We start from the raw sequence: 20839 nt of genomic DNA on the forward strand, positions 1-20839 counted from the left end.
CCCGGAAGCTAAGCCCTCCAGCGCCGATGGTACTGCACTCGACAGGGTGTGGGAGAGTAGGACACCGCCGAGCATTCTTCGCAACAGGCCCCCGGGTTTTCCCGGGGGCCTGTTGGCTTTTCCGGGGTTCTACGAGAAGGTGTCCGGTGTGGCCACCTATGTACTGATTCACGGAGCTTCGGACGCGTTCTACTGGCACCGCGTGATCCCGCTGCTGAGGGAACGGGGACACGAGGTGGTCGCGCCCGACCTGCCCGTCGGGGACGAACAGGCGAACTTCGCCGACTACACCGACACCGTCGTCCGGGCCGTCGGACACCTGACCAACGTGATCGTCGTCGGACAGTCGATGGGGGCCTACACCGCTCCACTGGTCTGCCAGCGCGTCCCGGTCGAACTGCTCGTCCTGATCGCGCCGATGATCCCGGCGCCGGGCGAGACCCCGGGGGACTGGTGGGACAACACCGGGCAGCCGGCCGCCCAGCGCGCCCTCGACGAACGCGAGGGCCGCGACCCGCAGGCCACCTTCGACGCCCTCATGACCTTCTTCCACGACGTCCCCCAGGAAGTCATCGCCAACGTTCTCGCCCACGGGGTGCCGGCCCCGGCCGACGGGATCTTCGGCCAGCCCTGGCCGCTGGACGCCTGGCCGGACGTGCCGACCAAGGTGCTCGTCGGCCGCAACGACCGGCTGTTCCCGCTGGAGTTCGCGCGGCGGATCGCCAAGGAACGACTCGGGGTCGACGTCGACGACACCCCCGGCGGGCACCTGCTGGCGCTCGGCCACCCGGAGGCGGTCGTGGACTGGCTGGAGTCCTGTCGAGTCGACCACGAGCGGGCCGGCTGACCCACTGGCTAGCTTCAAGCCCATGGATGTCCGGGCCTACGACGAGTCAGCCAAGTTCCGCGCCGCCATCGGTGACTTCTACACCGCCGACCCCGTCCGGCACACGCTCGCCGTCACGGTGATCCACCGCTTCCTCGACGACCCCGCCATCACCCCCGTCATGCTCACCGTCCACGACGAGCAGGGCCTGCACGGTGTCGCGTTCCGCACGGCGCCCTGGCCGATGGTCGTCAGCGGGCTGCCGGTCGACGCCGCCGGCCCGGCCGCCGACGTGCTGGCCGAGACCGATCCGGCGTTGCCCGGGGTGAACGGGCCGCGGGAGAACGCCGAGGCGTTCGCCGGCGCCTGGGCCGCACGCACCGGGGCGACGGTCCGCGAGGTCATCGGCGGGATGCTCTACCGGCTCGGCGACCTGGCCGAGCCGGCGGTCGCCGGCCGGGCGCGACTGGCCGGCGAGGCCGACGTCCCGCTGCTGGTGGCCTGGCGCCGGGACTTCCAGGTCGAGTCGCGCGGGCACGACCGGTACACCGAACGGTCCGAGGAGCTGATCCGGCGCGGGTTCGCCCTGGGTGACGGCGTGCTGATCTGGGAGCGCGACGGCCAGCCGGTGTCCTGGGCGAACGTCGGGCGGCCGGTCGCCGGCATGTGCCGGGTCGGACCCGTCTACACCCCGCCGGAGCACCGGGCGCACGGCTACGGCTCGGCGGCCACGGCCGCGGCCTCCCGGTGGGCGCTGGCCCAGGGCGCCGGGCACGTGCTGCTGTTCACCGACCTGGCCAACCCGACGGTCAACTCGATCTACCCCAAGATCGGTTTCCGCCCGGTGGGCCCGACCGCCGAGCTCGAGTTCACCGTCACGTCCTGACCCCCACGCCGCTGACTACCCTGGACCCGTGACCAGCCTGCTCGTGATCCAGCCCGATGTCTCCGATCCGCTCGGCCCGCTGGGCACCTGGCTCGCCGATGCCGGCGCGACGATCCACGTGGTGACCCCCGCCGAACTGCCCGCCGACCTCGACGGGTTCGACGGGCTGGTCGTGCTCGGCGGCGCGATGGGCGCCACCGACGACCTGGACCACCCGTGGCTGCCCGACGCCCGGCGCTTATTGTCCTCGGCGCTCACCCGCCGGCTGCCGACGCTCGCGATCTGCCTGGGCGCCCAGCTGCTCGCGGTCGCCACCGGCGGCGGCGTGAAGGTCGGCGAGGACGGCCCGGAGGTCGGCCCGGACCTGGTCGGCAAGCGCGACACCGGCTCGTCCGACCCGCTGTTCGGCGAGCTGCCGCTGATGCCCGACGTGCTGCACTTCCACAGCGACGTCGTCGACCCGCTGCCGCCGGACAGCGTCCTGCTGGCCTCGGCCACCCGCTACCCGAACCAGGCGTTCCGGGTCGGCCGGGCCGCCTACGGTCTGCAGTTCCACATCGAAACCACCACCGACACCGTGCTCGCCTGGGCGCGGGACGACCCGGACACCGCCGAGTTCGCCAGCCCCGGCGCGCTGGACGTCGAGCGCCTCGACCAGCTGCACGCCGACATCGAGGAGACGTGGCGGCCGGTCATCACCAAGTTCGTCCAGCTCGCCGCCGGCGACCTGGCCCCGGCCCCACCGCCGCAGCTGCGGCTGCTCGGTCACTGAGCCATGGCCGACCGCGTCCGCTCCACGCCGTCGATCGCCCGGTACGGGCTGACCGACGACCGCGCCGGCGAGCACCTGCGCGCGGCCGGCTGGTGGACCGACACCGGCCCGGCGCCCGGCCACGAGGCCACCATGGTCGGCCTGTCCCGTGTCCCCGACCCCGACCAGGCGCTGCTGGCGATCGACCGGCTGCGCACCGCCGACCCGGACGGCTGGTCGGGGTTCGACCGCGCGGTGTCCACCGACCGGGGGCTGCGCGGGCGGCTGTTGGCCGTGTTCGGCACGTCCAGCGCCCTGGCCGACTTCGTGATCGCCCGGCCGGGGGAGTGGCGCCGGCTGCTGACCGACCGGCAGCACTCGTTCGCCGACTACGCCCGGGTGCTGCGGGAGGCCGTCGAGGTCGACGAGTCCGGGGTGGCCGGGCTGACCGGGGCCGACGCGGTGCGGGCACTGCGCGCGGCCTACCGGGGGTTGCTGCTGGAGATCGCCGCCGACGACCTGGGGCACCTGGTGGCGCCCGATCTGCCGGTGCCGACCTTCGCCCAGACCACCGCCCGGTTGACCACGCTGGCCGAGGCCGCGATCCGCGCGGCGCTGGCGGTGGCCCGCGCGGAGGTGGGGCCGGCGCGGGAGCGTTGCCGGCTCGCGGTGATCGCGATGGGCAAGTGCGGCGGGCACGAGCTGAACTACGTCAGCGACGTGGACGTGCTGTTCGTCGGCGACGGTGACCTCGACGTCGCGACCCGGCTGGCCAGCGAGCTGCTGCGGGTCGCCGGCCAGGCCTGTTTCGAGGTCGACGCGGCGCTGCGGCCGGAGGGCAAGGCCGGGCCGCTGGTGCGCACGGTCGACGGGCACGCCGCCTACTACCAGCGTTGGGCGCGGACGTGGGAGTTCCAGGCGCTGCTCAAGGCCAACGCGATCGCCGGGGACGACGAGTTGGGTCACGACTACCTCGACGTGGTCCGTCCGCTGGTGTGGGCGGCGGCCGACCGGGACAACTTCGTCGACGACGTGCGGGCGATGCGCCGGCGGGTCGAGGAGCACGTGCCGGCCGAGCTGGCCGGCCGGGAGCTGAAACTGGGCCGGGGCGGGCTGCGTGACGTCGAGTTCGCCGTGCAGTTGTTGCAGCTGGTGCACGGCCGCAACGACGAGGCGCTGCGCCGCCGGTCCACCGTGGACGCGCTGGCGGCGTTGGGCGAGGGCGGCTATGTCGGCCGCGCGGACGCCGCCGAGCTGGGCGAGTCCTACCGGTTCCTGCGGCTGCTCGAACACCGGCTCCAGCTGCAGAAGCTGCGCCGCACGCACGTCTTTCCCGCCAGCGACGACGCCGACGGGCTGCGCTGGCTGGCCCGCGCCGCCGGGATCCGGCCCGAGCGGGGTCGGGGCGAGGGGCAGCGGCTGCTCGACGAGTACCGCCGCCACCAGCGGCGGGTGCGCCGGCTGCACGAGAAGCTGTTCTACCGCCCGCTGCTGGAGGCGGTCGCCCGCGTGCCAGGCGAGGTGCTGCGGCTGTCGGCGAAGTCCGCGCAGGCCCGGCTGGCCGCGCTCGGCTTCGCCGCGCCCGACGGCGCGCTGCGCCACATCGAGGCGTTGACCACCGGTGTGTCCCGGCGCGCGGCGATCCAGGGCGCGCTGTTGCCGGCGCTGCTGGACATGCTGTCCGAGACCCCCGATCCGGACGGCGGCCTGCTGGCCTATCGTCGGGTGTCCGAGGCGCTGGCCAGCACCGACTGGTACCTGCGGGTGCTGCGCGACGAGGCGGCGGTGGTCGAGCGGCTGGCGACGCTGCTCGGCACGTCGCGGCTGGTGCCCGACCTGGTGGTGCGCGCCCCGGAGGTGCTGCGGCTGCTCGGCGACCCGGACAAGCTCGCCGGGCGGGACGTCGCCGAGGTGGCGGCCTCGCTGCGGCAGGCGGTGAACCGGCAGGCGTACCTGGGCAACGCGGTCGCGGCGGCCAGGTCGCTGCGCCGCCACGAGCTGCTGCGGATCGCCTCGGCGGACCTGCTGGGGTTCATGGACGTGCTCGGCGTGTGCCGGGCGCTGTCGAGCGTGTGGGTGTCGGTGCTGGAGGCGACGCTGGACGCGGTGGACCGTGCGGAGAGCGCGGGGTCCGGGCGGCGGGCGTCGATCGCGGTGATCGGCATGGGGCGGCTCGGCGGGGCCGAGCTGGGCTACGGCTCGGACGCCGACGTGCTGTTCGTGTGCGAGCCGACCGAGGGGGTGTCCGACCAGGACGCCGTGAAGTACGCGACCAGGGTCGCGCAGTCGGTGCGCAAGCTGCTCGGCGCGCCGAGCCAGGACCCGCCGTTGCAGGTGGACGTCGACCTGCGACCGGAGGGCCGGTCCGGGCCGATCGTGCGCACGCTGGAGTCCTACCGGGCCTACTACGGGCAGTGGGCGGAGGTGTGGGAGGCGCAGGCGTTGTTGCGGGCGCGGCCGGTCGCCGGTGACGCCGGCCTCGGCGCGCGGTTCATCGAGATGATCGACCCGCTGCGCTATCCCGACGGCGGTCTGGACGCCGAGCGGATCCGGGAGATCCGCCGGATCAAGGCGCGGGTGGACACCGAGCGGCTGCCGCGCGGCGCCGACCCGGTGCTGCACACCAAGCTGGGTCGGGGCGGGCTGGCCGATGTCGAGTGGACGTTGCAGTTGTTGCAGTTGCGGCACGCGTTCGAGGTGCCGGCGCTGCGCACGACCTCGACGGTCGACGGTCTCGGCGCGGCGGCGGCCGCCGGCCTGGTCGAGGAGGCGGACGCGGCGGCGCTGCGGGCGGCGTGGCTGCTGGCGACCAGGACCCGCAACGCGCTGACCGTGGTGCGCGGCAAGGTCAACGACCAGGTGCCGGCGTCCGGTCGGGACCTGGTGGCGGTGGCCGGGGTGCTGCGCCAGACGACCGATCCCGATCCGGGCGAGTTCCTGGACTCCTACCTGCGCACGATGCGTCGCGCGCGGGCGGTGGTGGAGCGGCTGTTCTACGGGGACTGACCGGTACGTACGGTGGGGGCGTGACGTTTCGGATCCCGATCACCGTCCGCAGCTACGAGCTGGACTCGCTCGGACACGTGAACCAGGCGGTGTACCACCAGTACGCCGAGGTGGCCCGGATGTCGGCCTTCGGCGCGGCCGGCTGCGCGTGGGCTGACCTGCGTGAACGCGACCTCGGCCCGGTCCTGCTGTCCTCGACGATCCACTACCGACGCGAGCTGCGGGCGGCGGAGTCGGTCGAGGTCAGCTGCACGGTGAAGTTCGGTACGGGCAAGTCGTTCGCCGTGGACTCGGTGATCACGAAGGCCGACGGGACGGTCGCGGCGGAGATCTACTGTGTCGTCGGACTGATGGACCTGCGGGCCCGCAGGTTGGTGACCGAGCCGAGGTCGGTGCTGATCGACGCCGGCTACCGGCCGGAGGTGGTGGAGACCAGCGACTAGCGCGCGGCCGCGGCCAGCGCGGCGTGGTCGTGGTAGTCGCGGGAGGCGACGATCCGACCGGCGCGCACGCGCAGGACCTGGATGTTGTGCACGGTCGCGGTGTGTCCGGTGGTGGTGTTCTCGGTGAGGTAGTCGTACTCGACGACGATGACCTCGGGGTCGGTGGTCTGGTGGGTGACAACGTTGTCGGCGGTGATCCGCAGGGGGAGGGCGGCGGCGCCGGCGAAGTGGTCGGCGATGGCGTCGCGGCCGGTCAGGGTGACCGGCGTCGGGTTGAACGGCTGCTCGACGACGGCGTCCTCGGCGTAGAGGGCGGGCAGCTCTGTCCAGCGTTGTCGGCTGATGTCCGCAAGCAGGCGTGCGGCGACCTCGCGAGGGTTCATCGGGGGACCTCCAGGTAGGATCCGGAGTCATGGCTCCGCTATGTCTCCAACGATACGGACTGATCACTCCGCTTGTCAACGAGGGTGGTCGCCGTGCGGGCTGACGCGCGCCGCAACCGCGAACGCGTGCTGGAGGCGGCCGAGACGGTGTTCGCCGAGCAGGGCGCGACCGCCTCGACCGAGGAGGTCGCCCGCCGGGCCGGGGTCGGCATCGGCACGGTCTTCCGGCACTTCCCGACCAAGGAGGCCCTCTACGAGGCGATCGTCGTGCGTCGGCTCTCCCGGGTCGCCGAACAGGCCCAGCCGCTGACCGCGTCGGCCGACCCGGCCGGGGCACTGCGCGACCTGTTCGCCCGCCTGATCGACGAGGCGGCGACGAAGAAGGCCTTCGCCGACACGATGGCCGTGGTCAGCCTGGACGTGAAGGCCGCGGCCCCCGCCGTCGGCGACCAGCTCCGCGACACCATCGCCACCCTGCTCGACGCCGCCAGGACCGCCGGCACCGTACGCGCCGACGTCGGCCTGGCCGAGGTCATGGTCCTGCTCGCCGGCCTCTGCCTGGCCGCCGAACACACCCCCGACCCGACCCTGCGCGAATCAGCCCTGTCGGTGGTCTTCGCGGGCCTGACCCCGCCCTCCTGAGCGGGGTGGGTGGGTGCGGACGGGAGCGACCGGACAAACACAGGCCGGCGACCGGGTTTTCCCAGGTCGCCGGCCCGTGGCCGGTGTTCGGTTGACGATCAGCAGTCGTAGTACAGGGCGAACTCGTAGGGGTGCGGGCGCAGGCGCAGCGGGTCGATCTCGTGCTCGCGCTTGAAGTCGATCCAGGTCTCGATCACGTCGGGGGTGAACACGCCGCCCTCGAGCAGGAACTCGTGGTCGGCCTCGAGGCTGTCGAGGACCGCGTTGAGCGAGCCGGGCACCGTGGCGACGTCCTTGGCCTCCTCGGGCGGCAGCTCGTAGAGGTCCTTGTCGATCGGCGTCGGCGGCTCGATCTTGTTCTTGATGCCGTCCAGGCCGGCCATCACCATGGCGGAGAACGCCAGGTACGGGTTGCCGGAGGAGTCGGGGCAGCGGAACTCGATGCGCTTGGCCTTGGCGTTGTCACCGGTGATCGGGATGCGCACGCACGCCGAGCGGTTGCGCTGCGAGTACACCAGGTTGATCGGCGCCTCGTAGCCCGGCACGAGCCGGTGGTAGGAGTTCACCGTCGGGTTGGTGAACGCCAGCAGGCTCGGCGCGTGGTGCAGCAGGCCGCCGATGTAGTGACGCGCCTGGTCGGACAGTCCCGCGTAGCCGGACTCGTCGTAGAACAGCGGCTCGCCGTCCTTCCACAGCGACTGGTGGCAGTGCATGCCCGACCCGTTGTCGCCGAACAGCGGCTTGGGCATGAACGTCGCGGTCTTGCCGTTGGCCCAGGCGGTGTTCTTCACGATGTACTTGAACAGCTGCAGGTCGTCGGCCGCGTGCAGCAGCGTGTTGAACCGGTAGTTGATCTCGGCCTGGCCGGCGGTGCCGACCTCGTGGTGCGCGCGCTCCACGGTGAAACCGGACTCGATCAGCTGGTTGGAGATCTCCGCGCGCAGGTCGGCGAAGTGGTCGACCGGCGGCACCGGGAAGTAGCCGCTCTTGTACTTGGTCTTGTACCCACGGTTGCCGCCCGGCTCGTCGGTGCCGGTGTTCCACCAGCCCTCGACGGAGTCGATCTCGTGGAACGAGCCGTTCTCCGCGGAGTCGAAGCGCACCGAGTCGAAGACGTAGAACTCCGCCTCCGGGCCGAAGTAGGCGGTGTCGGCGATGCCGGACTCGGTGAGGTACTCCTCGGCCTTGCGCGCGATGTTGCGCGGGTCCCGGCTGTAGGCCTCGCGGGTCAGCGGGTCGTGGACGAAGAAGTTGATGTTGAGGGTCTTGTCCCGGCGGTACGGGTCGAGCCGCGAGGTGGCCAGGTCCGGGAGCAGGAGCATGTCCGACTCGTGGATCTCCTGGAAGCCACGCACCGAGGAGCCGTCGAAGGCCAGGCCCTCGGCGATCGTGTCCTCGTCGAACGACTGCACCGGCACTGTGAAGTGCTGCATGATGCCCGGGAGGTCACAGAACCGGACGTCGACATACTTCACCTCTTCGTCGGAGATGAAGCTCAGGACCTCGTCGGAAGTGTTGAACACGCTCGTTGGCTCCTAACTTGCTACCGGCTACGCCGTCGCGGCCAAGCTATGAGTGCGGTGTTGCCCGACCGTCACCCCGATGTTTCGCGGAGGTTAACGACGGGCCCTGAACCTTTCGAGCATGCCAGCCGTCACCGTCGTGCGCACCTGGTCCTACTCTGGAGGGGTGAGCGACAGGTGGACCGGAACGTGGTTGTCCGGGCCGGGCTCGGCCCAGGGTCGGGACGACGGCCCGCAGCGTTGGCCGGGTGAGCGGCTCGGCCTGCCGGAACAGGGGCCGGGTGCGGTCGCCGCCCGAGGCGCGCGGCTGGGGGCCTTCCTCGCCGATCTCGTCATCGCGGCGCTGGTGACCAGCCTTTTCGTCCAGATGGACGTGCAACGCCCGGAGGTCATGCAGACCTTCAACTACTGGGCGATCCTGGTGTGGTTCGGGATCTCGGTGGTCGCGGTGTCACTGTTCGGGTTCACGCCGGGGAAGTTGCTGTTCGGCCTGCGCGTGGTCCGCGTCGACGGCGCCACGATGGTCGGCCCGCTGCGCGCGATCCCCAGGACCCTGCTCACGGCCGTGATCATCCCGGCGGCCATGGCCGACCGCGACGGCCGGGGCCTGCACGACCGCGCCGTCGGCACGGTCGTCGTCCGAATCCGCTAGCCCCGCGGTTCGTGCGGGTCAGCGGCGGCGCATGGCGCGCTGGACGCTGCGCATCTTGGCGCCCTGGGGCATGGGGCCCTTGGGCATCTGCGGGCCGGCGGCGCGCTGGGCGAGCGCGGCCATGCGCTTCTCCAGCGTGTCGATCTGCGCCGGCTTGAGGTTGTTGGGCAGCTTCATGATCCGCGCCTGCAGCCGGCGCAGCGGGACCTGCTGGGCCTCCTCGTCGTTGCCGACGACGAAGTCGTAGATCGGGGTGTCGCCGACCACGCGGGCCACCCGCTTCTTCTCCTGCGCCAGCAGCGACTTGACCCGGTGCGGCGAGCCCTCGGCGACCAGCACGACGCCCGGGCGGCCGAGCACCCGGTGCACGAAGTCGCCCTGGGTGGTGCCGGCGACGGCGGAGGTGACCCGCCAGCGGCCGCGCATGTTGTCCAGCGCCCAGCCCGCGGCGCCCGGCTGGCCGTCGGCCTTGGCGTAGACGTTGCGCTGGACCCGGCGGCCGAACAGGATCACCGCGGCGAGCAGACCGAACGCGATGCCCACCGGCAGCAGGAACCACTCGATGCCCATCAGCATCCCGATGACGAACACCACGCCCGTCACCACGACGAACGCGCCGAGCATCAGCGGAATGAGGGCCTTGTCCTCCTTGCGTTGCATGTTGAACGCCTGGAAGATCTGCCCACGCTTGGCCTTCGACGCCGCCTTCCGAGCCTTCTTCGCCTCGGCGGCCGCCGCCTTGTCCTGCTTCTGCGCCATAAGGACCAGGATACGGGCCGGGCCCAGCGCCGAGTCGGGCCGGCACCGTGTCGTCCCGGACGCGGGGGCACCGGTCTGCCAGGATGCCCAGCATGGTTGGGCGGCAGGTGGCGGCGGAGGAAACCGACAGTGACGGACCGCTCACCGGTCTGGATCCCGAGCAGCACGCGGCGGTCGACGCGCCACGCGGACCGGTGTGTGTGCTCGCCGGCGCCGGCACCGGCAAGACCCGCACGATCGTGCACCGGATCGCGCGGCTGATCCATTCCGGTCACGTCTCGGCCGGGCAGGTGCTGGCGGTGACGTTCACCGCGCGGGCCGCCGGCGAGATGCGGACCCGGCTGCGGGCACTGGGCGTGCACGGCGCCCAGGCCAGGACCTTCCACGCGGCGGCGCTGCGGCAGCTGCGGTACTTCTGGCCGAGGGTGGTCGGCGGGCCGCAGTGGGACCTGCTCGAGGGCAAGCTGCGGGTGGTCAGCCAGGCCGCGCACCGGGCGGGGGCTGGCACCGAGCCGGAGGTGCTGCGGGACCTGGCGAGCGAGATCGAGTGGGCCAAGGCCTCGCTGGTCACGCCGGACGACTACCCGGCGGAGGTCGCGCGGATCGGCCGACAGTCGCCGGGACCGGTGGAGCAGGTGGCGGGCGTGTACCGGTGGTACGAGGCGTTCAAGGCCAAGGCCAACCTGCTGGACTTCGACGACCTGCTGCTGCACACCGCCGCCGCGCTGGACGAGCACGCGCTGGTCGCCGAGGAGTTCCGCGACCGCTACCGGTGCTTCGTGGTCGACGAGTACCAGGACGTGACGCCGCTGCAACAGCGGGTGCTCGACGCGTGGCTCGGCGACCGCGACGACCTGACGGTGGTCGGCGACGCGAACCAGACGATCTACTCCTTCGCCGGCGCCTCGCCCCGGCCGCTGCTCGGCTTCACCCGCCGGTTCCCGCACGCGACCGTCGTGCGACTGGAACGCGACTACCGGTCGACACCACAGGTGGTGGCGCTGGCCAACCGGGTGATCGGCGCGGCGCGGGACCGGCCGGCCGGATCGCGGCTGCGGCTGGTCGGCCAGCGTGAGCCCGGCCCGGAGCCGGCGTTCGCCGAGCACGAGGACGAGACGGCGGAGGCGGCGGCGGTCGCCCGGCGGGTGGTCGAGCTGATCGAGGCCGGCACGCCGGCCAGCGAGATCGCCGTGCTGTACCGGGTCAACGCGCAGTCGGAGGCCTACGAGCAGGCGCTGTCCGATGTGGACGTGCCGTACCTGGTGCGTGGTGGCGAGCGGTTCTTCAACCGGGTCGAGGTGCGCCAGTCGATGGCGGCGCTGCGCACCGCGGCGGCCGGTACGCCGACCGGGGAGCTGCCCAAGGTCGTGCGTGAGCTGCTGGAGCCGCTCGGGCTCACCGCCGAGCCGCCGACCGGGGGCGCGACCAGGGAGCGGTGGGAGTCGCTGCTGGCGCTGGTCGAGCTGGCCGAGGAGCTGGCGGCGCAGGTCGAGGGGGCCGACCTGGGGCTGTACGTGACGGAGCTGGACATGCGGGCGCGGGCCCAGCACCCGCCGACGGTCGAGGGCGTGACGCTGGCGTCGCTGCACGCGGCGAAGGGCCTGGAGTGGGACGCGGTGTTCCTGGTCGGGCTGGTCGAGGGCACGCTGCCGATCCAGCACGCCGACGGCAGCGAGGCGGCCGTCGAGGAGGAGCGGCGGCTGCTGTACGTGGGGGTGACCAGGGCGCGGCGGTACCTGTCGCTGTCGTGGGCGCTGGCCAGGGGCGACGGCCGGCGCAACCGCCGCCGCAGCCGGTTCCTCTATGGACTGATCCCCGACGGTGACGCGGCGGCGCGGGTGTCGCGGGCGCGGCGGGAGATGGGCGGGGCGGTGGCGGCGACCCGGTGCCGGGTGTGCGGGGCGGCGCTGATCGACGCGGTGGCCACCAAGCTGGGCCGGTGCTCGGGATGCCCGGCGGATCTGGACGAGGAGTTGCTGACCAGCCTCAAGGAGTGGCGGGCGCGGCGGGCGCGGGCGTTGAAGGTGCCGGCGTACGTGGTGTTCACCGACGCGACGCTGGTGGCGATCGCCGAGCAGCGGCCGGTGGATGCCGCCGGGCTGGTGTCGATCGCCGGGATCGGGGCGAGCAAGCTGGACAAGTTCGGGGGCGAGGTGCTGGGGTTGTTGCGGGCCCGGGGGTGAGTCCCGGGGAGTGACCCGTAACGCTTTACGCGGAAGTCCCGAAAAACCTGTTGCACGCCCCTGGTGTGGGCTAATAGCCTGCAGAGGCAGGAGCGAAGTGCCCCAAGATCGTTCGGAGGAGGTGGCCAAGGTGAAGAAGATGCAGATCGTGTGCACCCCTGGCTACCCGATGTTCCAGGGCACTGTCGCGTGCGCGCCCGCCGAGGCGCGCCTCGTGAAGCCGTCGGTCGGCGGCGCGACACACACGATCACGCCGTTCGGGCGCAAGCGAGCGAATGCCGCCGCTGCCCTGCTGGCCCCGATTCCGGTTCAGACGAGCGATCTGCCGTCTGATCTGTCCGCTTTGACTTGTGAGCGCAGAACTTGACCCGACGTCAAGTCGTCAGGCTCACGAAGGCCGCGGACCCGTAATCGGATCCGCGGCCTTCGTGTTTTTTCAGGTATGGCAACAGAAAACCGCGATGAGAGAACTGGGAGTCTCCAGCTGATGAGTACCGCGACTGTCCCACTCCAGGGTGGGGTACCTCCGGAACTGTTCGGTCCGGGCGCCGGCGTGAGCGAGCTGCTCGACGTCGCGCCTTCGGCCGGGCTCGACCTGCCGTGCCGGTCGGGCGACAACCCTGACCTGTGGTTCGCCGACACCCCCGCCGACCTCGAGCAGGCCAAGCGGCTGTGCGTCGCCTGCCCCGTGCGCGGCGAGTGCCTCGCCGGTGCGCTGGCCAGGCAGGAGCCGTGGGGCGTGTGGGGCGGCGAGATCTTCGAGCGCGGTGCGGTGATCGCCCGCAAGCGGCCCCGTGGTCGCCCGCGCAAGGAGGACGTCGCCCGCGAGGCGGCCGAGCGCGCCGCCCGTGCCAGGGAGGCAGCGGCATGAACACGACCATGGTCGACCAACTGAACGATCTTGTGAACGAGACCCACCAGAAGGGTTCGAAGACAATGTTGATCTATGAAAGCCTTGCGAGAGAACGAATGCGCGAGGCGGAACAGGCCGCGAAGAACCAACGCCTGGTCCGCCGGTTGAACTCGGCCAAGCGCTGGCAGCGGATCTCCCGATGGGCCGCCACCCGCGCCGAGCGGGCCAACGACCTGCTCTGAGCCTCAACCGACGAATACCGAGCCGCCCGCCAGCCACACCCCGTGGCCGGTGGGCGGCTCGCTGTTCATCCCGGTGGACTGGCACTCACCGATCGTGACCTCGGCCGCCTCGGCCCAGGAACCTCGCCGGTGGTCGCCGAACAGGCCGGGTCGTCGGGGTGGGCACAGGGCACCGCCGCCCAGCCGTCGGCCGTGGGGCAGCAGCCGGGCGTGCCCGCCGGCCGACTTCGTCTGGTTCACCTGGTCCCGTGGTGCCGTTGACCGTCAATCTCAAGCGGCCGGCCGCCCGTGGCCGCGCCGCACGACCAGCTCGCCGGCACCGACTTCGCTCGTGGGTGGGTTGGTTTGGTGGTGGTTGGTTGGACTTGCTGGTGGATGGCTTGGTCTCGTGGTGGTGGCTTCGCTGGCGGGCCGTTGGTCTCGTGGTGGATGGCTTGTGGTGGGTGGGCTGGTCTCGGTGGTGGTGAGTTGGCCTTGTGGATGGGTGGCCTGGCCCTGTGGTGGGGGCGTGGTCTCGGCGGTGTGCGGCCTGTCCTCGTGGCGGGTCGCTGTGACGTCGTGGTGGTCTCGCGATGGCCGGGTTGGCCGGGCCCTGGTCGCCGGGGTACTCGGCCTGGCGATGTCGGTGATCCGGGGCGCTCCCCGCTGTCGAGAGGTGGGGGCGGCTGGCTCGTCGAGGTTTGACGAGTTCGCGGTCTCGCGCGGCGGGGCAGGCCCGCTGCTCCTGGGCGGTGTCGGAGTTGATGTGGGTCGGCGGTCCGGTGTGCGCCGCGGTCTGGGGGGGGGATGGCGGGGTTGAGGGCTGGAGGGGCTTCGGTGGCTGTGGGGGCGCGCTAGCGTCGGCGGCATGGTGCACACGCATGACGGGATTGACTGGAACGAGCGGTTGGCGGCGATGCGGCGGGTGGATGAGGCCAACGCCGAGAACGATCGGATGGTCGCTGAGCGGTTGGTTGGCCTGGTGGTATCGGACGGGGGTCACCCGACGGTGGTGGATGTTGGGTCGGGGGCGGGTGGGATGAGTGCCGCTTTCGCCTCGGTGATGGCGGGGCGGGGAGGTGGGCGGGTGGTGCTCGTGGACGCGGTTGAGGAGTTGTTGGTCTCTGCGGCGGAGCATGCCGCTGGGGCCGGTGGGGACCTGGTGCGGGTCGAGACGGTGCTGGCCGATGTCGCCGATGAGGGGTTCGGCGGTGGGGTGCCGGCGGCGGACCTGGTGTGGGCGTCGCATGTGGTGCATCACCTGCCTGATCAGCAGGGGGCGATCGATCGGCTGGCCGGGATGGTGGCTCCTGGTGGGTGGTTGGCGTTGGGAGAGGGTGGGCTGCATACCCGGTGTCTGCCGTGGGACGTCGGAGTGGGGCGGCCCGGGCTCGGCGATCGGTTGACGGCCGCTCGGGATCGGTGGTTCGTGCGGATGCGGGAGCAGATGGCCGGCTCGGTGCGCCTGCCGATCGGCTGGACCAGAGCGTTGGCGGCCACCGGCCTGACCGGAACCACGTCGTTCAGCTATCTGACCGACTTTCCGGCGCCGGCCGACGAGCGGGTCCGACTGTCTGTTGTGGACTGGTTGGGCTGGGTTTCGTCGGTGGGTGAGGAGTATCTGGACGAGTCCGATCGTGCGGCTGTGCAACGGTTGTTGGACCCGCACGACGAGGCCTACGTGGCGAACAGGGACGACGTGTTCGTTCTCGGTGCCTCCACTGTCCATTTGGGACATCGCGCGGTGTGACGTACGATGGCGCGTTATGGCTGACCGTTCTTCGGAACCCCCGATATGCGCACGTTGTGGTCGCGCCCGAGCCGACGCTGACCCGGCCGAGGCGCTCGCCTGGAGCATGGAGAACGACCGGCAGGGCCAGGTGTGGCTCTGTTCGGGCTGCGCACGGGCGCACGTGCGCGCTATCGAGGGGAAGCTGCCCGCCGAATACTGGTGAGGCGCACGGCTCGCCTGGCGAGGCCAAGGGTGTCCGCAGACGACCCTTCGCACGTCAGGAGAAGGCCGGTCGGTTCCTGCGCCGCCCGTCGATCTGGCGGGGACGGCGCGGGTGCGCGGCTGGTGTCGGTGAACTGGGCGGAGTGCGGTGGGTGACCGCATTCGACCCGGCGGCGGTCCGGTGTGGGCCGAGAACCGACGGGTGGTCGGCTGCTCAGGCGTGGCCGGGGGATTCGGTGGGCGTCGATGGGTTCGGATGTTGAGTGTGGGTGAAACCCGGCAGTGGCAGCGTGGGCGACCAGCCGGCGTCGTCGAGGTCATCGCCCAGTTGAGCGTGTGGCCCCGGTGCCGCGCGGCGGCCTCGGGTCGCGGCCTGATCGGTGAGGTTGGTGGTTGAGGTCCCCGAGCAGGTGTCGCTCGGGCTCGGCGGTGCCGAGGAGACGCCAGGTCGGGGGGCACCCTTCGCTGGTGGCTCGGGTTCGGCGGCCGGCGGCCGCACTGATTCGACGCGGACGGAGGTGGGCCGTGAGCCGATGTCGTGGTCGGCTGCTCGCGGCCGGGGAGTTCGGCGTGTTCGTGGGCGACGTTGACCGGAGAACCGGCGGTTGGTGATGGCTGGGCTGTGTCCGAGTCCGGGCAGGTTGGTGGTCGGCTGATGGTCGTGGTGCGGGGAAGGCTCAGGTGACCGGGCGGTCTCGGTGGCGTGGATGAGTGGGTGTGGAGGTCACGGCCGGTCCGGTGCGGCACGCGCTGACCTGGCTGGCGGCGTCGCCCGCCCGCCGGTACCCGCACGTGGGTATCGCGCGGGTGGGTCGTTGGTGCTGGGTTGACGGTGCTGCCGGTGGGGGTGGTGCGCCGGTGGCCGGGGCGTCCTCGGCGGACGGATGCATGATCATGCTGGTCGTGGGCTGGTGGGTTCGGAAAGGCCGGCGGCCAGGCGGTTGTCACCCGACGCTGTTCGCACTGGGAGCCCTCGCTGACGCCCACCCTGTTCGTCGCGGTGTTCGAACGTGACCACGACGGCCTCGGGAGCAGGCCGTTCAGGTGCGGTTGGACGACGGCACCGCGTTTCACGTGCGCACCGGGAAACGGTTGGCGCCGGGGGATCCGGTCGCGTTGACCGTGCCGTTTCCGGTTGCGGAACCTGGGCAGGGGCGTTGGTTGACGGGTTGGGGGAGATGCTGGGGTTGATGTGGTGGGGCGGTGATGGGAGCTGGCTCAGGGGGGTCATGGTCGGGCTCACTGTCGGGGCCGTGGGGGATTGAGGGGTTGTGGGGGGAGTTTTCTGGGAGTGGCGGGGGTGTAGGAGGAGGTGTCTATTCCCCAGGAGGACACCCAGGTGGGGGTGATTTCCAGCCACCTCGGGCCGTAGTTGGGGCTGAGGGTGGAGCCTCCTTCGGGATGGAGAACGGTGGTGCCTTTCAGGGTGATTCCGGTGGGGGTCCAGTGGGGGACGGTTACCCAGTCGTCCACCACGAAGGCGGCGTGCGGGTTGGCGGTGAGGTTTCTCAGGTAAAGGCGTTCTTGGCCCCGACCCTCCAGGACCACGTGGCCGATTCCGATCGTGCCGGTGTCGGGATCCAGGTGATAGTTCGTGGGAATGACGTGCGGGACACCGTCGGCATTCGTGGTGGCCAGGCGGCCTACCCGGTGGGCCAGGAGATAGGCGGTTTCCTTCTCGGTCAGCAGGGGCATGGGGACACTCCGGAATCGGGTGGGTAGGGGTTGGTGGTCGCGTAGCTGAAGGCGTGGACCAGCTCGCGGATCACCGTTTCGGCTGCCGTGTCGAGACGGACGGGATCGGTGTGGAGCACGGTGATGCCGGCGGCCGTGAGGACAGGTCGGGCCTGTTCGGTGACGGGCAGGGGATGGGGCTGGGCATTGCCGAGGCGCCAGGCGAGGCCAGCTTCCGGCCACCAGGCGTCGGCGGTACCCAGGGGAGCGCCCCGGCGGGTGTGGAGGGGGACCCGCCACAGGGGCGGGGGAAGCGGCGCCGCCTGGAGTAAGCGTTGGGCCGTGGTGTGGACGGTGGAGGTCAGGGCAAGGTCGGACAGCAGGGACCTGGGGACGGCTGAACCGCGCTGGTTCCCGGCGTTCAGCTCGCGGTGGAGGTCTCCGGCTGTGCAGTCGCCTCGGCGGAGGGGGGCCACGAGCAGGTCCTGGAGGCGCTGGGGGTCGGGTTCGTGGCGTGCGGCGTCGGTCGTGGCGCGGGTGACGGGGGCCAGAGGGAGGCCCCCGGTGCGGACGGGAACGGGAAGGCGGGTGGTGCGTTCGATCGTCAGCGGAGCGGGCGGAGCCAGACGGCGGGTGGCGGGGACGAGGAGCAGGATTCGCTCGCTGACCGGTGGGGCCAGGCCGTGGGCCCTGAGGGCGTCGGTGCCGGTGAGGACGGCCTGCGGGCCGGCGTAGAGCAGGGCCGACCGCACGTGTTGACGCCGGGTCGGCGGCCTGTTGGACAGCAGGACCACGCCGGGGAGGACGCGCTGCCACGGGCCGGACGGGCGGCAGCGGGCGGCGATCGCGTGCGTGGTGAGGCCGGCGGCGCGGAGGCGGGCTGTGGTGGTGACGTTGTCGGGGGGAGTCATGGAGGTCATGACTCGATGATCGGTGGGAAGGGAGGCGGGGGAAAGGTGGGGCGGGCGGCTGTGGACAACTGGGGGGAGCGAGTGGAAGGTTCTAGTCGGTGAAGCCCGGTTGCCAGCGGGTGATCAGGTCACGGACGGGCAGTTCGGCGTCGAGTTGGCAGAGGATGCCGGTCGAGCCGCCGAGCACCCGGTGCAACATCAGGTACTGGGGCGGCAGGTTCAGTGACCGGCCGGTCCGGAAGTCCTGACCGCGCGTGTCGCCGACCCGCATCGCCTGCTCCTGCATCCAGCGGCGGGTGAAGTGGAACGTCTCCGTCCGCACCGGCTCCACGAACGGCGCCAGGTACGTGAACACGTGCTCGGCCGCCAGTTCCCGCTGGTCAGCGCGAATGAAGTGCTCGTCCTGAAGCAGTGTCAGCAGCGCGCAGCTGTCGCCGTCGAGCGCCAGGCGGACCATCCGGCCGTGGGCCTCGGGCAGGCCGGTCGGCAGGTGGGCCACCGCGCCGAAGTCGATCACGCACAGCCGGCCGTCGTCGGTGAGCATGAAGTTGCCGGGGTGGGGGTCGGAGTGCAGCATCCCGACCCGCGCCGGCGACGAGTAGTGGAACTCGGCCAGCAGGTACCCGGCGCGGTTGCGCTCCTCGCGGCTGCCGTCGCGGATCACAGACGCCAGCGGCCGGCCCTCCACCCACTCGCTGACCAGCACCTTCGGGGCGCTGGCCACCACCCGGGGGACGATCACGTGCTCGTCGCCGGCGAACTCCTTGGCGAACGCGCGCTGGTTGGCCGCCTCCGAGCGGTAGTCCAGCTCCTCGCTCATCCGGTCGGTCAGCTCCTGGAGCAGCGGCTTGACCTCGGTCCCCGGCACCAGCATCTGGAACAGCCGGCTGAACCGCTGCAACTGGCGCAGGTCCGACAGCAGTGCCTGGTCAGCCCCCGGGTACTGCACCTTCACCGCCACCGCGCGCCCGTCGTGCCAGACCGCCCGGTGCACCTGGCCGATGCTCGCCGCCGCCGACGGGGTGTCGTCGAAGGAGGTGAACCGGTCGCGCCAGGAACGGCCGAGCTGCTCGGCCAGCACCCGGTGGGTGGCCTGGCGGCTCATCGGCGGCGCCGCCGACTGCAGCTTGGTCAGCGCCTCCCGGTAGGGCTCGGCGAACTCGCTGGGCACCGCCGCCTCGAACACCGACAGCGCCTGGCCGAACTTCATCGCCCCGCCCTTGAGCTGCCCGAGCACGGCGAACAGTTGCTCGGCGGTCTTGGCTGACAGCTCGGCGTTCACCTGCTCGGCGTTCTGCCCGACCAGGCGTTTCCCCCAACCGCCGACCGCTCGGCCGGCGACTCCGAGCGGGATGCTGGCGAGCCGGGCCGTTCGGGCCGCGGTCTTTCGAGGCATCTCCGTCACGTTCTCGATTCTCTCAACTCGTCGTTGGTGTTCGCAGCAACATTGGAGCAGCTTGGAGCAGCGCCACAGGGGCACGACTCGTGCGCGGGCCACACACGGTGACGTACGGCGGTGTCGCCGAGGTCCAGTTCGATGGTCGCGGCGCACACCACCGGCGCGGCGACCAGGCCCCGGAGCCAGGCCAGCGCGTTGAGCGCCTCGCGCGCGGCGAGCGCCGCGGTGGCGTGCGTGCCGGCCAGGTCGGCGAGCTGGACCTGGCCGGCCAGCTGCAACGCGATCGCCGGCCACCGCTCGTCGCGGTCGCACCGGTGCAGGTCGGCGCAGCGCAGGCAGCTGGTGGTGCCGGGCACCACGAGCGGGCCGACGATCCCGGCGCCGTCGCGCATCCGCACCGCCAGGTGCGGGACGCCGGCGGCGTTCAGCTCGTCGATTCTGGCCGGCTCGTGGACGAGCGTGTCGGCCAACACGATCAGGTCGGGGCGGCGGTCGCGGCGTGGCGCGGTCGTGCGGACGGCGGCGTCGACCCTGGCCAGCGCGTCCTTGGCGGCGCCGGCCCGGCGGCGGCCGACGTCCTGCGCCAGGTAGCCGGTGCCGGTGTCCTCCGGGCGCACCGAGCCGCCGGCGGCGACGTGCACCCAGCCGATCCCGGAGCCGGCCAGCAGGCAGGCGACGGCCACCGCGAGCCGGCCGTCGCCCTGGACGGTGACCGCGAGACCGCGCCGGGCGGCCGGGTCGTCCCGGGCCGGACGCTCACCGGGAGTGACGGCCGGGTCGAGGGCGGCGCGCATGGTGGCGGTCGACACATCGCCGGCCAGCCGGACGGGCAGCGGCAGCGCCTCGCTGGACGCGTCGGCCACCAGCCCTCGGGTGGCCAACGCCACCAGGGCGGTGCGCAGCGCCGGGCCGTGCTCGCCGAGGTCGTCGACCAGCTCGTCGACCCGTCGCCGGCCGTCCAGCTGGTGCAGGGCGGCGGCCACCGGTTCGGGCAGACCGGACAGGACGGCGGCGAGGCGGGAATCCAGGCCGACCTGGACCTCGTCCGGACGGCGCCGGAATATTCGCAGGTCAGGGATTATTCTGGGGCGGATGGGAAGGTTGTGGTCCACGGGACGAGCGTGCCTCGGGAGACCGCGGGCGACGAAATCGTTATCCACACCCCGCCCAGTTGGCGGCCATTTCTGTGGACACGTGCTCCCGCGATGTCGGTCCTTGGTCGTAACGTGGCAATCGTGTCCGAACCCCGCGTCGAGGTGCGAAGAAGCAAACGTCGTACCCGCACCGTCACCGCGTATCGAGACGGTGACTCGCTGATCGTGCTGATCCCCGCACGCCTGTCAAAAGCGGAGGAAGCACACTGGGTGGCTGAGATGCAGCGCAAGCTGTTACGCGGCGAAACCAAGCGCCGGCCACCGACGAAGACGTCCGACGCGACCCTGTTGCGCCGGTGTCAGGAGCTGTCCGCGAAACACCTGAACGGCAGGGCCGAGCCGGCGAGCGTTCGCTGGGTCCCCCCGATGCGTACCCGTTGGGCGTCCTGCACGCCCTCCGACCGGTCCATCCGCGTCAGCGAGCACCTGCGCGACGTGCCGTCCTGGGTGCTGGACTACGTACTGGTACACGAGCTGGCCCACCTGCTGGTGGCGGCGCACAACGCCCGGTTCTGGGCACTCGTGCGTGACTACCCGAGGACCGACCGCGCGATCGGCTACCTGGAAGGACTGTCCGCGGCGGCCGGCCTGGGAATCACCGAGGAGGACTGAGGCGAAC

At 71.7% G+C, this 20839-nt stretch carries 21 protein-coding genes and 1 rRNA gene; 14 read left to right on the forward strand and 8 right to left on the reverse strand.

From position 1 onward, the window contains the following. The 6 genes from rrf to BLA60_RS20525 all read left to right on the forward strand — a co-directional run. Positions 1-73: ribosomal RNA gene (gene rrf / locus BLA60_RS46555) — 5S ribosomal RNA — on the forward strand; the annotation flags it as partial. Positions 74-148: 75 nt separating this feature from the next. Beyond that, positions 149-847, forward strand: coding sequence for an alpha/beta fold hydrolase (locus BLA60_RS20505; RefSeq protein WP_075134570.1), 699 nt, complete (start codon positions 149-151; stop codon positions 845-847). Positions 848-869: 22 nt separating this feature from the next. Next, positions 870-1712, forward strand: coding sequence for a GNAT family N-acetyltransferase (locus BLA60_RS20510; protein ID WP_075134571.1), 843 nt, complete (start codon positions 870-872; stop codon positions 1710-1712). Positions 1713-1740: 28 nt separating this feature from the next. Continuing rightward, positions 1741-2484 (forward strand): type 1 glutamine amidotransferase, encoded by a 744-nt coding sequence (locus BLA60_RS20515; protein WP_075134572.1) that lies wholly within the window; start codon positions 1741-1743, stop codon positions 2482-2484. A gap of 3 nt (positions 2485-2487) precedes the next feature. After that, positions 2488-5469, forward strand: a complete 2982-nt coding sequence (locus BLA60_RS20520) for a bifunctional [glutamine synthetase] adenylyltransferase/[glutamine synthetase]-adenylyl-L-tyrosine phosphorylase (protein ID WP_075134573.1) — start codon at positions 2488-2490, stop codon at positions 5467-5469. Between the two features lie 20 nt (positions 5470-5489). After that, a complete protein-coding gene (locus BLA60_RS20525; protein ID WP_075134574.1) occupies positions 5490-5912 on the forward strand; it encodes an acyl-CoA thioesterase in 423 nt (140 codons plus the stop codon). On the opposite strand, the gene BLA60_RS20530 is transcribed toward BLA60_RS20525, so the two are convergent. Next, a complete protein-coding gene (locus BLA60_RS20530) occupies positions 5909-6295 on the reverse strand; it encodes a nuclear transport factor 2 family protein (protein ID WP_075134575.1) in 387 nt (128 codons plus the stop codon). The genes BLA60_RS20525 and BLA60_RS20530 overlap by 4 nt on opposite strands. 93 nt (positions 6296-6388) lie before the next feature. Between BLA60_RS20530 and BLA60_RS20535 the strand changes: the two genes are divergently transcribed. Beyond that, the gene (locus BLA60_RS20535) at positions 6389-6937 is read left to right on the forward strand and encodes a TetR/AcrR family transcriptional regulator (RefSeq protein WP_211288795.1); all 549 of its coding nucleotides are present in this window, start codon (positions 6389-6391) and stop codon (positions 6935-6937) included. 98 nt (positions 6938-7035) lie between these two features. Here BLA60_RS20535 and glnA read toward each other — a convergent pair whose 3' ends face one another. Then, positions 7036-8460, reverse strand: coding sequence for a type I glutamate--ammonia ligase (gene glnA / locus BLA60_RS20540; protein WP_075134577.1), 1425 nt, complete (start codon positions 8458-8460; stop codon positions 7036-7038). Between the two features lie 166 nt (positions 8461-8626). On the opposite strand from glnA, the gene BLA60_RS20545 reads away from it, so the two are divergent. Then, a complete protein-coding gene (locus BLA60_RS20545; protein WP_245812076.1) occupies positions 8627-9112 on the forward strand; it encodes an RDD family protein in 486 nt (161 codons plus the stop codon). A gap of 18 nt (positions 9113-9130) precedes the next feature. On the opposite strand, the gene BLA60_RS20550 is transcribed toward BLA60_RS20545, so the two are convergent. Next, positions 9131-9871, reverse strand: a complete 741-nt coding sequence (locus BLA60_RS20550) for a DUF4191 domain-containing protein (RefSeq protein WP_075134579.1) — start codon at positions 9869-9871, stop codon at positions 9131-9133. Positions 9872-9963: 92 nt separating this feature from the next. On the opposite strand from BLA60_RS20550, the gene BLA60_RS20555 reads away from it, so the two are divergent. The 4 genes from BLA60_RS20555 to BLA60_RS43425 all read left to right on the forward strand — a co-directional run bounded on the left by BLA60_RS20555 (position 9964) and on the right by BLA60_RS43425 (position 13149). Then, on the forward strand, positions 9964-12054 hold the full coding sequence (locus tag BLA60_RS20555) for an ATP-dependent DNA helicase UvrD2 (protein ID WP_075134580.1): 2091 nt from the start codon (positions 9964-9966) through the stop codon (positions 12052-12054). A 130-nt stretch (positions 12055-12184) separates the two neighbouring features. After that, positions 12185-12421, forward strand: coding sequence for a hypothetical protein (locus tag BLA60_RS20560; RefSeq protein WP_154814475.1), 237 nt, complete (start codon positions 12185-12187; stop codon positions 12419-12421). A gap of 120 nt (positions 12422-12541) precedes the next feature. Beyond that, a complete protein-coding gene (locus BLA60_RS20565) occupies positions 12542-12925 on the forward strand; it encodes a WhiB family transcriptional regulator (RefSeq protein WP_075134582.1) in 384 nt (127 codons plus the stop codon). Further along, a complete protein-coding gene (locus tag BLA60_RS43425; RefSeq protein ID WP_154814476.1) occupies positions 12922-13149 on the forward strand; it encodes a hypothetical protein in 228 nt (75 codons plus the stop codon). The genes BLA60_RS20565 and BLA60_RS43425 overlap by 4 nt, the downstream gene beginning before the upstream one ends. Before the next feature lie 3 nt (positions 13150-13152). Here the strand turns inward: BLA60_RS43425 and BLA60_RS20570 are convergent, their stop codons facing one another. Then, complete coding sequence (locus tag BLA60_RS20570; RefSeq protein ID WP_075134583.1) at positions 13153-13389, reverse strand: hypothetical protein; 237 nt, start codon at positions 13387-13389, stop codon at positions 13153-13155. A gap of 655 nt (positions 13390-14044) precedes the next feature. Here BLA60_RS20570 and BLA60_RS20575 point away from each other — a divergent pair. Continuing rightward, positions 14045-14878, forward strand: a complete 834-nt coding sequence (locus tag BLA60_RS20575; protein WP_245812081.1) for a class I SAM-dependent methyltransferase — start codon at positions 14045-14047, stop codon at positions 14876-14878. 1443 nt (positions 14879-16321) lie between these two features. On the opposite strand, the gene BLA60_RS20585 is transcribed toward BLA60_RS20575, so the two are convergent. The 4 genes from BLA60_RS20585 to BLA60_RS20600 all read right to left on the reverse strand — a co-directional run bounded on the left by BLA60_RS20585 (position 16322) and on the right by BLA60_RS20600 (position 20178). Then, positions 16322-16777 (reverse strand): pyridoxamine 5'-phosphate oxidase family protein, encoded by a 456-nt coding sequence (locus BLA60_RS20585; RefSeq protein WP_075134586.1) that lies wholly within the window; start codon positions 16775-16777, stop codon positions 16322-16324. Beyond that, complete coding sequence (locus BLA60_RS20590; RefSeq protein ID WP_075134587.1) at positions 16765-17676, reverse strand: hypothetical protein; 912 nt, start codon at positions 17674-17676, stop codon at positions 16765-16767. Before BLA60_RS20590 ends, BLA60_RS20585 begins: the two co-directional genes overlap by 13 nt. An 82-nt stretch (positions 17677-17758) precedes the next feature. After that, positions 17759-19063 carry an ABC1 kinase family protein gene (locus BLA60_RS20595; protein ID WP_075134777.1) on the reverse strand — a complete coding sequence of 435 codons (1305 nt, stop codon included), beginning with the start codon at positions 19061-19063 and terminating at the stop codon, positions 17759-17761. 5 nt (positions 19064-19068) lie between these two features. Beyond that, entirely contained in the window at positions 19069-20178 is a 1110-nt protein-coding gene (locus tag BLA60_RS20600; protein ID WP_075134588.1) for a hypothetical protein, read from the reverse strand. 261 nt (positions 20179-20439) lie between these two features. Here BLA60_RS20600 and BLA60_RS20605 point away from each other — a divergent pair, with 261 nt between their 5' ends. After that, entirely contained in the window at positions 20440-20832 is a 393-nt protein-coding gene (locus BLA60_RS20605) for a M48 metallopeptidase family protein (protein ID WP_245812082.1), read from the forward strand. Positions 20833-20839 lie beyond the last annotated feature (7 nt).

This window comes from Actinophytocola xinjiangensis (genome assembly GCF_001921215.1).
GTDB lineage: Bacteria > Actinomycetota > Actinomycetes > Mycobacteriales > Pseudonocardiaceae > Actinophytocola > Actinophytocola xinjiangensis.